This window comes from Rhodothermaceae bacterium, from assembly GCA_009838195.1.
Lineage (GTDB): Bacteria > Bacteroidota > Rhodothermia > Rhodothermales > Bin80 > Bin80.
On sequence record VXSC01000023.1, the window covers coordinates 1 to 14682 of the forward strand.

The window sequence follows — 14682 nt, forward strand, 5'->3', positions numbered from 1 at the left end:
ATGGCCGGGATGAAACGGTTGCAAGGGCCTTGGAGATGGGAGCGGTCGATTACATTGTGAAGCCGTTTTCGCCCACGGAACTGGTGGCCAGGATCCAGACGGCGCTGCGCAAGAGCGACGCATTCCCAGAAATATTCCAGTCGGGGGCGCTAGTGATCAACTACGAGAAACGTCGGGTGAGCTTGCACGAAGTTCCACTGGAACTCACCGCCACTGAGTACGATCTGCTTCGCATCCTGTCCACCAACGCCGGTCGGGTCGTGACCTATGAAATCCTGTTGCGTAACGTATGGCGATTGGACAAGGTTGACGGTACCGACGGTAGGCGACGGATCCGGGCGTTCGTGAAAAAACTGCGAGACAAGCTGGGCGACGATCCGAGCAACCCAACCTACATCTTCACCGAGTCGCGGGTAGGCTACCGCATGCACAGACCCGACGACGCGCCAGAGACCCAGGGTTGACCATGAATGAGGGTGACAGACGAGGTTGATGAGTGAGAACTGGCGATCACAACCGTCTGATGGTGCTGGGGAGGACCAAGGCTTTCCATAGATGATTCCCGTGCAATGGAGAGACGGAATGTGTCAGGGCGTATGAAGCACGCCTTCTAGGATTGACGGGGAAAACGACGGCATGTTGGCATTTATTGCGGCTTCCGTATCTGTGATGATAGACTTCAGTACCAGGCGCGGCTTGCCGGCCTGCTTCCCGGTGACAGTGGGCGTGTACGACTCTACCAGACGGTGCGGAATATGCACTCAGTGTCTGGGGGCCTGCACGGACTGGTTTCAGAACTCAACATGACAAGTTTTCGGATTTTATTGCAAAATCTGATTTCTTATCCCATCTTTCAGGCAGAATTAATTCCGGTGGACGGGGTTGCTTGAATCTGCGGATAGGGTATACGCAAGCATAATGGTCCACTTTCTCAGAGTATCATAGCGCCTACGCACGCGCGCCTGAAGATAGACGTTAAGGGGCCAGAGCAACAGGCGAATGACCAGAGCCAGCATGGTGGAGACCACTGCTATCCCCAGACCGACCAGATCGGAGGCACCATGGCGGCTGCCGGTCATGAACAACACGAAAATCCCGAACAGGGTTCCGAGCAGGCCAATAGAAAGTGCAATGTACACCGCGGCCACAACATAGCGTTCAGTTTCCTTGTACTTTTCGTGATCCAGCTCGATGAACTGGGAGGCGTAGTCAATCATCGCCTGGGCCGATCCCCCACGCCGGAACTCCTCCAGAATAAGATTCCCCGTCGTAACGAAAGGATTTGGGGTTTTACTCTGTCCAATCGCATTCGAAAATCCTTCCGCAGAAATATTCTTGGTCTCAATCTTCAGCATGGCATTGCTGCCGCGCCACTGCCGGAAGTACCGCACATAAGCGGAGGTTAAGAGAAACAGGCCGACCAGAAACAGGACCCCCAATGGCCACTCAAAGCCCTGCGCATACTGGACCATCCCCCAAAAAGAAGTGGGAAGAAGGGATTCATCAGCGGCCTGCCCCGAAGTCGGGGGCATGGCAGTCTGTGTGGCGATCAATAGACGTAGCATTAGAGAATAATAGATGATATTTAACGAATTTCAAGTGATTGTGTCTGGACAGGTTGCACATCCAAGATTTGGGTATAGTCGCTGAGATCTTCCTGTCCGAGCAGATCCAAGAGTTCAACGCGATAGGTCCCCGGCGGCAGCAGCGCGGTGAACCGTCCCTGCTGCGAAACCGCTGCCCTGAGCACTTCGGATTCCCCCTGAAAGAAGAGTACCACCGCCAGTGTCGGCGAACTCAGCGGCAGGTTTTCCACTGAGCCTTCCACGATCGTATTGCGATGGACCGGGATGTCAATGTATTTGGTTTCCCCTGGATCGGACAGAAAACTGAAGGCAGTTCCGGTGGGCAGATCCAGTTCAGGGCCCTGAATAGAGCGAGGATCAATCACGACTTGGTACTGAGTGCTGGGTGCTAGAAAGTCTGCCCGGAGTGTACCGGATGCGTCGCGTTCAGTCCGTGCTCGCATCACATTGAGCTCCAGGCCATCCAAGGGAATCTCACCGGGATCCCGCATCCCGTCGCGGTCAATATCCATAAAAGGTCGGAACAGCGCGCTGCTCCAGACTTGGGAGTGCCTGGAAAAAACTAATCCGCGGCTGAGGGTCATGGAGCCGTAGAGGCTTTGCTGGTTATAAGGGTCTTCGGACTCCAGCGCAGTATGGCTTGAGAAGCTTGCCCACGGGGCATTCATGCGAATCGAAAACGAGGCGTTCATACCCTGGGCCGGGAGGTCATACCCGACGCGGGCACCGAACGAGAGGGACCGATAGGAGGCATAGAGGGTCATTCCCGTAAAGTCTACCGATTCGTAGCGTCCACCTTGGGCTTGGAAGCCGATTCGACCCCGCAGGCCTTTGGGCCGGATGTAGCGGGTGAGCGACGTGCGCCATTCCACGCGGGTATCCGTCGGCGCGTCGGGACTGAGCCGGGTGATTCCAGGACCGGCAGCGAGGACAAGGCTGATCTGGCGAGGCAGTCGGACGGTCCCGGATCCGTCCATACGCATAGAGGTACTACCGCCAAAGGATTCGAAGTGGGTTCCATTGAGAAACAAACTCAACCCCCCAATATTCCACCCGGCTCGCCCCACAAAACGCTGCCGATAGTAACCTAGTCCTGGTTCGGTCGCGATAGCAGCCTCCCCTTGGAACTGAAACCGGTCCCGGAATAACTGCAATGTGGCCCGGGCGGCTGGAGCCGGATAGGCGACTTCCGCACTGAACATGGCAGCATTGGCAATATTGCTGACCAGACCCAAAGTGGCCGTTTGTAGGGTGTCTATACGGGTGTAGCTTCCGAGCGTGGTCAGATTCTGGGATAGACCGTAGTCAAGGCGAAGGTGTCCATAGGCGGACTGATCAAACTGGTTACGCCCGACCTGCATATCCCAGTATAGAGTTCCGTCGGGCAGCAGGTCTTCGGTAATCAACAGGTATCGAGTTTGCCGGGTTGGGGGCCCACCGCCGGCGGGAACGATTTCCAAATCGGCGCGCGAAGTTCCGTAGTACGCAGGAACGGTGAGTCGGTAGCGCCCCTGCCCATCTGCCTGCACGCGGTCGACAACCACCCCGCCCACAAGGGCGGATACCAGTGCGTTCGGCTCCGCAACCCCAACCAGCTGTGCCTCCCGCTGCTGATGACGCGTGGAGAGGGGACGGTTGCTCATCTGCACCCCCTCGTAGTCCTGACGCGCGGGCCACTGGTTCACACTAGACCGGCCCAGGCTGATCTGAGTCAGATAGGCCGAACGCGGAAAATCAAGCAGATAACTGAACTGCCTCAGGGTAGTCGCTCCGTTATAAGCAGCCGTGCCGTCGGCGCGGATCTGTCCCCAGAGGGCACTGGCACGCATACTCAGGAATCCAGTATAGTCCGTGGTACGTGCCGAGCGTTGCGTACGATTGACCCGATAACCGAGTTGGGTGCCGCCGATCAGGCGCCGCTTCCGTCCATAGAGCATAGGGCCAAGTGCGAGCGTCGGAGCGAGGGACTGTGGGCGGAATGTATCGGCAAACAATTCCTGGGAGAGCCGAAGACTGAGTCGGGCTTGATCATAGGCGAGCATCCCTTCGGGAAAAACGCGCTCAAGATTGGAAGGCGTCAAAAGAAAGCGTTCTCCACTGTTAAAATAGCCTCCGGTGATCAGTGTGTCTGCCTGCTGTGGCTCATCGTCAAACTGCCGTAAGATGGTGCCGCGGTTAAAATCCACTTCGTAGATCGCACGGCCACTGTGGGCCCGGACCACGGCTTGGTCAGTATTCACGACCATGCGGGCCTCTGAAAACAGTGAGACTAGGTCAATGAAATGGACCGCCTCCTGGGGATCCCAGTAGGCCTGAATGGGGCGAAGTGACGAGGGAGAGAGCGAACTGAGTACCCATGGAGACTCCTGCATAATACGGGCCTGCTCCTGTGCCTGAGCGGATAAAGATAGCAGTAGAACCGGGACACTCCATAAAACTCGATGCATGCTCATTCAATCCGTCGCGTGGAATTAGTTGGGGTTCTGATCGCGAATAGCTCGAAAGCGAGCCAAAAAGGTCGCGACCTTGTCGTTTCTTCCAAGCCTCCTGTACAGGTTCCCGATCTCACGCAGGTACGTCAACTGGTCTTCGCGCGTAAACCTCTCAAACACAGCCTCAATCTCCGGCTCCATCTTCAGAGCCTGTTCCGGGTTGTAGCGGGCCAGTTTTAACGCTTCAATGTAAGCCTTACCTGTGTAGCTACTTTCGGTCTCCACGACCTGCATCAGGTAGGTGAACGCACGGCCGGACTGCCCGTCCTGGTGGTGGAGGAGCGCACGCTCAAACAACGCCCCTGCATAAGCCGAACGGACATCCTCCTTGAACGCTGAATACGGCAACGGCTGCATGATCAGAGTATCCCGCACGCCCCGTTCACGTACTGGGGTCGGGTTGGGGGCGATGTTCTGGATCGTGTACCAGAGCATCTTCAGGGTGTCCAGTGCGGCGTCTTCAAAGCCGTTACTATGGGAGAGGACGGCATGATTATAATTGGCCTCCCAGCGCGCAGCGGGACGTGTGAGTTCCGGAATGAACTCACCCAACTCCGCGATGACCTCCAAGGGAGTATCCCGAGCAACCTGCCGCAAACTGTCGAAGACAATCCTATGATGTAAATTGAAGTAGTCCCATTGCGCCCACACCAACCACTGCTGGGAGAAGTCGACTTCTTCGGCGGAGGTCGCGTACTGCCGGGCCTGCATCAGTGCGCGGTAGACCCCTTTTCCACTTCTACTGTTGACAAATGAACGGTACGAACGCACACTGTAGTTGAACACCCGTGCACTGTCCACTGCAGCGTCCTCAAACGAAAGTCTGGCATCGTCCAGGACCGTCTCCGCAGCCCGAAGCCACATGACGGCACCCTGTGAAAAGTGCCCCAGTTGATCCAGTGCGTGGGATATCTCGGCCCACAGCCCGTGCTCGTTGGCGCGCAGCAGTATCAACTCCCGCAAGATAGTCAGTACCTGATCCCATGCCGCCTGCTCTCGGAAAGAGTTGGCCCGGATCGCATACACCCGTGCCAGTTGGTACCGCGATTCCTCGTGCCGTGGATTGAGCAGTACCGCTTCCTCTAACCGCGCCTGTGCGCCGGCCAACAAAGCCTGCACCTGGGTACTGTCTTGGGCGACCTGAGCACGTGTCGCTTCGGTGAGCATTTCTTGGGCCCCTTGAATCGCGTCCGCAAAGGCACTGGTATCCACGATCCCGCCTTGATCAGAGGATCCGAGGATTGAGGGACCGACTACTGCGGTCAGAATGCTCTCCGCATGTGCAATCAACTGCTGTCCCTCCAGAAACCGTGTCTGGGCCTGTATTTCGACTGCTGCATGCACAAACGTGCTGTCAAAGTCGCTCAACACGCCACTGACCACGAGCGAATCCACGCCTGGTAGCGGACCAGACACAAAGGCGACCAGCTCAGGTTCACCCTCGAGGTCGGGCTCCTGTACCACCGGCTCCTGTACCACTGGCGCAATCCGTGCACATCCAAACAGCACCGTGGCCAACAAGATCGGCAACGCGAAGCGCGGTATACATATTCTTAGGGGTCTTGTCATAGATTACTCTGCCTGTACTAAAAAGGTCGCGTTTCTACCGGCGTTTTGAATCAAGCGATTGACCTCCAGCAGGTAAATGACCGGGGCCGACTGGTCGGCATGTATCTCAACGGTCTGGCTTGGCTGGCTAGACGCAACCATCTCGTAAAATTCCCGAGGCTGCAGCGGCTGCTCTTCATTCGCCTGATCCAGGAAATAAAGTGCACCGGTCTCGTTGATGGAGATCTGCAACGGCCGAAGGATCATCCCATTTTCGGTGATCTCCTGGCTCAGCGGCAAGTCAACATCAAATTCCGGCAGCACCGCAATAGCAACCACAGCAGCCAGAATGACCAACACCACGTCTACCAAGGATTCCTCAACCATCTTATATCTTAATTTTGTTCAATTTGTGGCCTCCACCAGTTCAGGAAGGTTCCGTACTCGCGAATAGCCTGCGGGCTGTGGGCTGAAAGTTCCTCCGTCTCCAAAAGCACCACTTCCATACTGAGTGCTCGCTCAACCAATCCCTCTTCAAAGTAGTTGGCCTGGAACTGCAGGGACGGATCCACGAAGTAAAACAGTTCATTTCCGTCAATCCATGCAATGTGGAGCGTTCGGGTAACGGGCGAGTACATCATCTGAAGATGATAGGTCTTCGCCCCGACGGTGATCGGCTCATTGACGGTCAGATCTCTGGCCTGCTGTTCAAAATGTGTTCGAATGGGACGGTCCAGTGCATTCTGGCGATCTTGCATCCAGCGAACAACCGCATTCTCGCGGAGAATCTCTTCCGGGGTTAGCAAGGCATCGCCCTGTTCTCCAAAGAGAGACTCCACGAGCCGCTCCGGTCGGTCGGGTCGAATGGTCAGATCTACCTCCGCCTCGGCCGCACCGGAGCTAAGTCGAGCGCCGGATCGAGGTCCGGCACCAGAGATGAGGTTCGGTCGCAGGGTCCAAGTCGCACCTCCAGACTCCGGGAACAGGTCTGCATTGAGGTCCCCAGAACGACTATATCCAGATAAGTCTAATCCCTCCTCTGCCCCAAAATCCAGTCCCACATCCGATTGGAGTGCCAGCGACTCGATCTGCCCCCGGTCCGGCAGGGCGGACTCCTCACTCACGGGCTCAGACGGCACCAATTCTGTAAACACCGACAAGAGACCATCAAAATCCTCCGGGCTGGCCTCCGGCAGATATTCCCTTATTGACGGATCCTCGGTCTCTTCGTCCACTACCTCGGCCGCCTCCGGCATAGCAATGGACTCTAGCATGATTAAATCCAACGACTGGTCTATCCCCTCGCGGCTGGGCACTGAAACGAAATTGCTAGCCAGAAAAAAGAACGCCACCAGCACAGTAAATACGCCCATGGTGATGGGGTGCCTCCTCGCATCTATGTTTTCCGAAAACAAATCCGCCATACCATTCAGTTGCTTACAGTACAGGTCCAGTCATTGAGTTTGCACAAGTCAAGGAGCGTAACAAATTGCTGCACCGTCGCGTGTCCCATAGGAACGAGCACGAATACGGCACCGGCATGGTCCTGCACAATCTGTTGCATACAGGATTCCAGTAGGTTCTGCCGGTCCACATCACAAGACCGCCGTATGCCGTCGGCTTCTATCCAGAAGTGCCCTTCTTGACTAAAATGGACATTGAAGACCGCAAACGACGACATAGACTCGGACGGCTCCTCCGAATCTCCAGGCAGGACCACATTGCTCCGGGGCGCAGTTTCAGTCAAAACCAAGAGCCCCACCAAGAGCACAAAGCTAAGGTCAATAAATAAAATCAAGTCCGTTCGATGTCCCTTCATTGGTCTTTATTCGCATACCCGGGAGGATATCTGGGCACTGGTGGAAGATGATTCGACGATGACGCACCCGTCAATGTCGAGAAAACTCTGAATCTCCGGCTGCTTGTGGGCCACCAGCATCACTGGCTCGCTCTCCGGCGGATCCAGACACTGAGTCAATTCAGGAACAAACTGCCACATGGCTTCATCAAAGCCCCAGAACGTGATCCGTACATCTTCACCCTGACGCGACACGTATCCCTGAAAATCACCATCCGAATAATAACCCCCGATTGTCTGGATCATGGCACTGGCCAACGCCTTTTTGGGGTCCATCTCGGTTTCGGCCTCTTCGCTGAGAAGATCGGCGTACTCGCGGATGGTCACCAAATTATAGTCTGTGGCTAAACCTTGCGTGCGCAGCGCCTCCGCCATTTCTCCCGACAGGTAGGCCCCCAGTTGAAATTGCTCTTCCGAAGGGTGGAGAACCATTATATCATTCGACCCAAATCCGTCCCGGGTAATGTCATAAAACAGCGCGTGGGTAAACTCTGGATCTTCCGGCAGGATGAACTGCTCTTCCAGAAGCGACTGAATGAACGCCAAATCGGTCAACTCCACCACCGGGAGCACCCGCTGGGTCACATACCCCTCCTGCTGCCCGAACACCGGTGTCCCCAAACACAACATCAAGACACCAAGCCAAAGCCTGCGCAAGAACAGTCGATAAACGGCAATAATCGTGGACCTACGAGTCAGAGGGAATGTAAACATCAGAAGAAGAAGGTTGATTTGGGGTAGAAGAGATAAACCGCAACATTAATCCGCCCGCGGGTGCAGCATCCAGTGGAACACGCACGCGACTGCGTGTATAGACCAGTACCTCAGACCTTCCCAGTTCGTCTCCCGAGTCATCATGAACAATGACCTCACCATAGAACGGAATCGTATCGGTTTCCACTAGGAGCACCACGGCCTCGCTGGTACTGGACTCCACCGATGCCCTCAGCCGAGCTGGAGCCGAACCGGGGATATAAACGCCGGGAGCCCGGAACGTGATGCGGGCCGCCCGTACCGAGATAGGCGACTGGCGCTGATCAATAAATTCACGAGGTGTGACGGTGAAATTGAACTGCCCGGCATACCCACGTGCTTGCATCTGTACATGGTCCGGGATGGCATAATGCACCGGTCGGGTCTCCCCTGGAGACAACAACATGATCTTCGGATGCACCGTCATCAGCGCCGACAGGTCCCCCTGCGCAATCTCCTGATCGGTCACCCCCACTGAAAACTGTTCCTCTTCCCGCACTTCGCGGTATCCAAATTCAGTGGACACCTCCACCTCCATCGGGTAGATGGAGGGGTTCGTGAGTTCAAAGGTGCCTGCCCGGGTCTGGGGGCCCAATACGGCCACCTGGGGCTGAATGCTGATGCGCTGCTCCCACTCCAGAGGGGCCCCGGTGGATGGGGCAACACGGAACCGGACGCCGTCCGGTCCCAATTGCACCACCCGCCGCTGTGGCTCTACCGTCAGTACCACAGGAATCGTATGCAACTGGTCCAGCCCGTTGACGGTTAGCACGACCGGAACCTTCCCGGAATACACTCCCGGGTCGGCCTGCGACAGCGTAATACTCCCGCCGATTCGTACCACATGACAGTCGCCCGGTGCCAACAAGGTTTGCACGTTCCGACTGGCTTGGGTATAGGCTGCAAACATGGTACAGGATGGTGAATAGGCGATACGGGGCACCAGCGTCAGTTCGTGGTCCGAGTCCACATGGCGCAGGACCGCCGACTGGAGTTGCTCCATCGATACTGTCACACTGTCTCTGGCCCGGATCATCATCCGGCCCGCGTGCGATTGCCCCACCTCATACACCAAACCCGAGAGTTGCTCCGTTGCCGGATCCATCAAAACCTCCCCATCAGGGCCCGCCATCCCAAAATCCAACTCGGAACTGCTGACCTCCACCTGCTCCACCAGTCCTTGCGACGGGTCAAGAACAATCACTGACACTGACGCCTGAGCCGAGATTGCACGCTCCGCCGAAACTGTCACCATATACGGATAGGTGCGCGAATACAAACGTTGACGCGTGGGCACATCAAACAGGGGACTACCCGTCGAAGTATCTAACAAGCGCTCCGTTGGTGTCCACTGCCATACATACTCGAGCGCTACATCCTGATCGCTGGTCGCCGAGCACTCAATCCGTTGTGGCGGCATCCCGACCGTGACCACTACTTCCTCGGGGCACTCTAAAAGGATCGGATACTTCTCCACCGTCACGGTCAGCGTCGCCGGATTCTGCGGTGGGTCGGTATTTTCCGCAGAGGCAGTAACCTGATACGTATACTCAACTGTTGGCGGATTCTGGTCGGCTGGAACATTGAACACCGGCGTCGCGCTGCTCAGATCTCCCGACAAAAGGTCCAAACCATTCTCCGATTTCCAGTCCCACGTATAGTCCAACGGTGCATCCCGGTGTGGGATGTCAAGGGACGGCGTGCACTTGAGTTCCAGTGGCGGATCGCCCGTACGCACCCGTACACTCTCACAGTCAATCGAAAGCATTGGTCGTTGGAGAACGATGATTTCCACGGACTCGGGTTCAGAAGCGTCGTAAAACCGTGCGTCTACCCGAATTTCATATTCATAGGTCTCCGTTTCCTCTACAGATCCCGGGGTACGAAAAATGGGGGGAGCACCGGACGCACCTGCAATCAGCCGGTCTTCAGGACCCTCCTGGAGTTGCCATGTCCAAGAAAGGTCGGGGACGTCGTCGCCCGAAATGGCACACTCCAAAGGGAATTCTGGCTCCCCCGCATACAACTCAACTGGGCTCGTACACCCCAGCACAAGCTTGCCCAGATTCTTCTCCACCGTCACGGTCAGCGTCGCCGGATTCTGCGGTGGGTCGGTATTCTCTGCAGAGGCAGTAACTTGATACGTGTACTCAACTATTGGCAGATCCTGATCCTCAGGAACATCGAACACTGGCGTCGCACTGTTCAAATCTCCCGCTAAAAGGTCCAAACCATTCTCCGATTTCCAGTCCCACGTATAGTCCAACGGTGCATCCCGGTGTGGGATGTCAAGGGACGGCGTGCACTTGAGTTCCAGTGGCGGATCGCCCGTACGCACCTGTACATCCTCGCATAAAATCGAAATATCTGGCCGCTCCAGAGTCGTGATATTGATCTCTTCCTGGTCGGTGAACTCTTCTCCGTCATCTGTATTTTCGGTCACCAATACCCCATACTGCCACACTACATTCCCGTCCACTTCCTGGAGCAGAGAAACGACAAAATTAAATTCATTCGTCTGACGATTTTCAAAAATGTCGATAATTTGACTCAGCGGTTCAATCGGTGTATTCTCTCCCTCCGCCGACAATGACCAGACCAGAGGGCCCTCTGGAACATCTGTCAAACCGCACGAAATCGTCAGTTCAGCGGGACCGGCCCCTTCGTACTCCACATAGGGCAACGGATATGGATCTACGTTACATGTAACATCTACGTCCAGAGGTGTCCGAGTATCTTGGACCTTCACCATAAACTCGTCTTCCACCACCGAATCACCTTCCGATCCAAACACGCGAACCATCACCGAGAACGACGTATCCCGGTGAACCTCTGGAATTGCAATCATGGGCCAGTGGTCGTGGATGCCTCGCGGGACCAATTCCGAAAGGAGTTGAATCCGTGCTGCCTTCCTTGGTATGACCGAGCACGGGATGGCCGTCTGCACTCCCTCATCTACCGTGATATCCTCACACAGGAGTCTCGGCGCACGGTTTACAATGTGGACCTCCACCCGCTCGGAAATCTCCTGCCCGCTACCGGGAACTTGGGCAAACACTTCAAGCACCTGGACCGACGCAGCCCCCTGAATCGCCGGTGCGCGAACTAGATAGGCAAATGTCCCCTCGCCAAGGATCTTAGTCTCGTTGTACGGGGGCCAGTCAAACTCAACCCGGTACGCTAATAGCCCCCCTGATGGATGTAGTCCGGTACACGGAATCTTGACCAGTTCCCCACTGTCTACCGTGATCCGAGATTCGCAGCGCAAAAATGGAACTTCGTCAGGCATTGCACCAACCAACCCGTCCGTACTCTCTGCTCTGATCCCTCTTGGCCCCAGTCCATCCAGGTCAGCCCACTCCAACTCTCCCAGTCTCCTATCCTCTAGCTCTCCAGATTCCGACCACTCGTCTTCTTGCAGGGTAATCATGACGGTTACCTGATGCATGAGTTCTCCCTCGCCATCAAAGGCCAGCCGGTCGTATACCAGTTGCTGTGGTATCTCCGCGTCCACGGGTGCATGGAAGCGCGGAGAAGCAATCCTCACATCACTCAAATAGGTTAGCCAAGACGGGTCCCGGCTGGTCCACTCATACGTAAACCCTTCCGTCTGTGCTCCGCAGCCTATCACTATGGAGCCCCCGAGAGCCACCTGCAAGTCTGATCGACAGGCCCCCGGACGGTTCTGCGCAAACGCAGCCACCGTCAGAGCCATCCCCAATAGAATGCCAGAGGCAGACCTCATCATCATCATCATCATCTCAAGTGATCTTCCTGTGTGTCGAAGTGAGCTTTGGAGTGCAGCGCAGTTCCTAGCCTGTCCGATTTTTTGCTTCGGGCGCACAGACCACACTGTACTTGCCTTGTGAATATTGCCTAATTAGCGGACCATCACAACGCTTTATAGGTAGCCCCTTTCTCTTCCACTAAGATAGTAACACTTCAGATATTTTTTCCTCAATTATATTCTTTATCTGTTATATAATGGACTATATTGGTTCTATTATTGTTAATTATTAGAAAACTTTCCGGTTGCAGCACATGCATCTGCGGGGCCCCAAACTAATTTAGTGCCTATTGATCCTGGTTCAGATTGGAGCACTACCCTCACGGTTCAGAGCAACACACATGTTTGGCCGGCTGGAACGGTGTTCTGAGATTCGGATCCCGTCCCGTAGTCTGATTTTTCCTGGAATGCCGTTAACTCTCGTTCAGGGTCAGAACAGAATATTCTCGATTATTTCCGTGCGGTAGGGCTAGGGGTATTGGGAGCGCTGCTACCAGTCCTGCGATAAAGCATCCTTCACGTGTGTTGGTAGCTTATAACTGATCCCTATGATGTCGTCATAGGAGGAGATCCCCAGTAGTTCCGTAAAATTCTTCCTCCGCACGAGCTGTGTATCCTTGAAGACACTTTCAAGAAATATGCGGGTTCGAAACAAAATGAGGGCGATGAAGCCATTGTAATGGGGAAACTTCAAATCCCGTGCCATCTTCCGTCCAATGAGAACCCGTGAAAGTGCGTACCCTAATTTGATCTGCTCTTCTGCTTCCTCCTCATTTTCAATACCGGTGACACTTGGTACGGCACGAACCAATTGATTGGCTATATACGCTGAATCTTCGTCAGGGGGTGGTTCACATAGCAAGCCGATCTTAAAGATCTGCCTGGCCTCCTCTATGTTCTTGTACAGAATGGCATCTGGAACACCGAATAAATACCCAACGTAACGAAACACATCCATGACGCCGTCTTGCTCTTCCTTACTGAATCTCACACCAAGCAATTTGGAAAAATGCAGCAGGCGCATCGAAAACACCGCAGTGGCGTACGCCAGATGGGCAGCACTCACAGGGCAACCCCAGGCCTCTTTATCCCATTCATCGGAACGACCCAGCAGATAACGAACCTTTCCATGGACGAAACGGATGCGCATGGTCATTTTCCATCCATCGTTTGGCCGCAGCATGCCGCCAGGATAAAATATCTCAAGGATGTGTCGGGCGTTATAACCCAAGCGACGCTTGGTATTCTTTGAACCAACTCTTCCCGTAATCCGAAAAGATTTGGCTATCATGGTTGAAAAGCCTTCTACGAGAACACCCGCGACAAAAGCAGCCAGCACCAGACTAGCGTTTTTGTAGACCGCGCGGCCAGCGGGCCGAAACGATTCGTAGTTCAGCCAAGGTGGCTTGACGGTGTCTGCCTTGTGAAAGAATTCGCGGAGACAATCAGGTGCACCCTCCAAGAATTCTTTTCTTCCCTCAATGCCGGCTCGCACATACCGGTTGAAGACATCGGGAGCCAGTTGTGGCACACATTCCTCAAGTACAGGATCCAGTTCGGGATCCCCAATAGTTGTATGCTGAGCATACAAATCTGCTAGAACCGGGTCCTTACGCCGCGCCTTTGTATAGCCCGATTGATAACTGGTCGGGACAATAATGGGAGAGGGCTCTTTCATTTATTTGTGCATAACAGGATAACGGGGTAATAAATACGGCAACTACCCGGTTCCCCCCTTCACTGTCTGGATGTCTGGATATACAACTCGGTACGTTGAAACCTCTCCCGATGAATACAACCTGGTACACGGAATCTCGACCAGCTCTCCTTTGCCATCAAAGGCTAACCGGTCGTACGCCAGCTGCCAAGGTGTCTCCACGCTCACCGGCGCATGGAATCAGGGAGAGGTGATCCCCACATCACTCAAATAGGTTGGCCAAGACGGGTCCCGGCTCGTCCACTCATACATATATCCTTCCGTCTGAACTACGCAGTCTATCACCGTGGAATTCCCCGGAGCCACCTGTAAGTTTGATCGACAGGCCTCCGGACGATCCTGGGTAAACGCAAACACCGTCAGAACCATCCCGAATAGAATCCGCCAGACAGACTTTGTCCCCATTCTCTCAAATAATCTCTCCCATGTGTCGGATTGAACTCTGTACACTAAAATAGCGCTTCTTGAGCGGTGTTGTGCCGTTACCGGCCTGTGCGATTTCTTGGTTCGGGCGCACAGGCTGCACTGAATTCGCCTTGCGAATATTGCCTTGTCAGCAGATCATCACACCGCCTGCGCAGCCCCCTTCAATCACGCACAAAGATAGTGATGTTTCAAGTATTTTTTCCATCAATTATGTTCTTTATCTGTTATATAATGAATAATAACTGGAGACTGTTGCACAAAACTACCGAATAATGTTGGATTTGAGTGATTTGAGTTTGTAGATTTGTGCATGTTCCGTCATTTCAAACCCCATACCGTTCAGATGAATTTTGGTCAACATTATATAGATGCAGCGGCCGCGAAGCGGTCGTTTTATGTGGAATTAAACAAGGTGATAAACTGGGAGTCGATCCGTGAGCAGCTGGTGGAGAATTACCCCGTGGGGAAGCGTGTCCGTGGCCAGAAGGCATACGGTCCGCTGTTGTTGTTCAAGA

Annotated in this window: 12 protein-coding genes; 2 read left to right on the forward strand and 10 right to left on the reverse strand. The window is 54.6% G+C overall.

Annotated features, from left to right (window positions below; all coding sequences use genetic code 11):
• Positions 1 to 35 precede the first annotated feature (35 nt).
• Complete coding sequence (locus F4Y64_05680) at positions 36 to 464, forward strand: response regulator transcription factor (protein MXX97087.1); 429 nt, start codon at positions 36 to 38, stop codon at positions 462 to 464.
• 399 nt (positions 465 to 863) lie between these two features.
• On the opposite strand, the gene F4Y64_05685 is transcribed toward F4Y64_05680, so the two are convergent.
• The 10 genes from F4Y64_05685 to F4Y64_05730 all read right to left on the reverse strand — a co-directional run bounded on the left by F4Y64_05685 (position 864) and on the right by F4Y64_05730 (position 14146).
• On the reverse strand, positions 864 to 1565 hold the full coding sequence (locus F4Y64_05685) for a MotA/TolQ/ExbB proton channel family protein (GenBank protein ID MXX97088.1): 702 nt from the start codon (positions 1563 to 1565) through the stop codon (positions 864 to 866).
• Positions 1566 to 1585: 20 nt separating this feature from the next.
• Entirely contained in the window at positions 1586 to 4033 is a 2448-nt protein-coding gene (locus F4Y64_05690; GenBank protein MXX97089.1) for a hypothetical protein, read from the reverse strand.
• 24 nt (positions 4034 to 4057) lie between these two features.
• The gene (locus F4Y64_05695; GenBank protein MXX97090.1) at positions 4058 to 5647 is read right to left on the reverse strand and encodes a hypothetical protein; all 1590 of its coding nucleotides are present in this window, start codon (positions 5645 to 5647) and stop codon (positions 4058 to 4060) included.
• Positions 5648 to 5650: 3 nt separating this feature from the next.
• Positions 5651 to 6013, reverse strand: coding sequence for a hypothetical protein (locus tag F4Y64_05700; GenBank protein ID MXX97091.1), 363 nt, complete (start codon positions 6011 to 6013; stop codon positions 5651 to 5653).
• Positions 6014 to 6021: 8 nt separating this feature from the next.
• Positions 6022 to 7050, reverse strand: a complete 1029-nt coding sequence (locus tag F4Y64_05705) for a hypothetical protein (protein MXX97092.1) — start codon at positions 7048 to 7050, stop codon at positions 6022 to 6024.
• Between the two features lie 5 nt (positions 7051 to 7055).
• A complete protein-coding gene (locus F4Y64_05710; GenBank protein MXX97093.1) occupies positions 7056 to 7445 on the reverse strand; it encodes a hypothetical protein in 390 nt (129 codons plus the stop codon).
• Between the two features lie 6 nt (positions 7446 to 7451).
• Positions 7452 to 8198 (reverse strand): hypothetical protein, encoded by a 747-nt coding sequence (locus F4Y64_05715; GenBank protein ID MXX97094.1) that lies wholly within the window; start codon positions 8196 to 8198, stop codon positions 7452 to 7454.
• The gene (locus F4Y64_05720) at positions 8173 to 11988 is read right to left on the reverse strand and encodes a hypothetical protein (protein ID MXX97095.1); all 3816 of its coding nucleotides are present in this window, start codon (positions 11986 to 11988) and stop codon (positions 8173 to 8175) included. The genes F4Y64_05715 and F4Y64_05720 overlap by 26 nt, the downstream gene beginning before the upstream one ends.
• A 526-nt stretch (positions 11989 to 12514) precedes the next feature.
• Complete coding sequence (locus F4Y64_05725; protein ID MXX97096.1) at positions 12515 to 13702, reverse strand: DUF2236 domain-containing protein; 1188 nt, start codon at positions 13700 to 13702, stop codon at positions 12515 to 12517.
• Positions 13703 to 13921: 219 nt separating this feature from the next.
• A complete protein-coding gene (locus tag F4Y64_05730) occupies positions 13922 to 14146 on the reverse strand; it encodes a hypothetical protein (GenBank protein ID MXX97097.1) in 225 nt (74 codons plus the stop codon).
• A gap of 331 nt (positions 14147 to 14477) precedes the next feature.
• Between F4Y64_05730 and F4Y64_05735 the strand changes: the two genes are divergently transcribed.
• Positions 14478 to 14682 (forward strand): hypothetical protein (locus F4Y64_05735; protein MXX97098.1); only part of this gene is annotated, 205 nt, incomplete at its 3' end.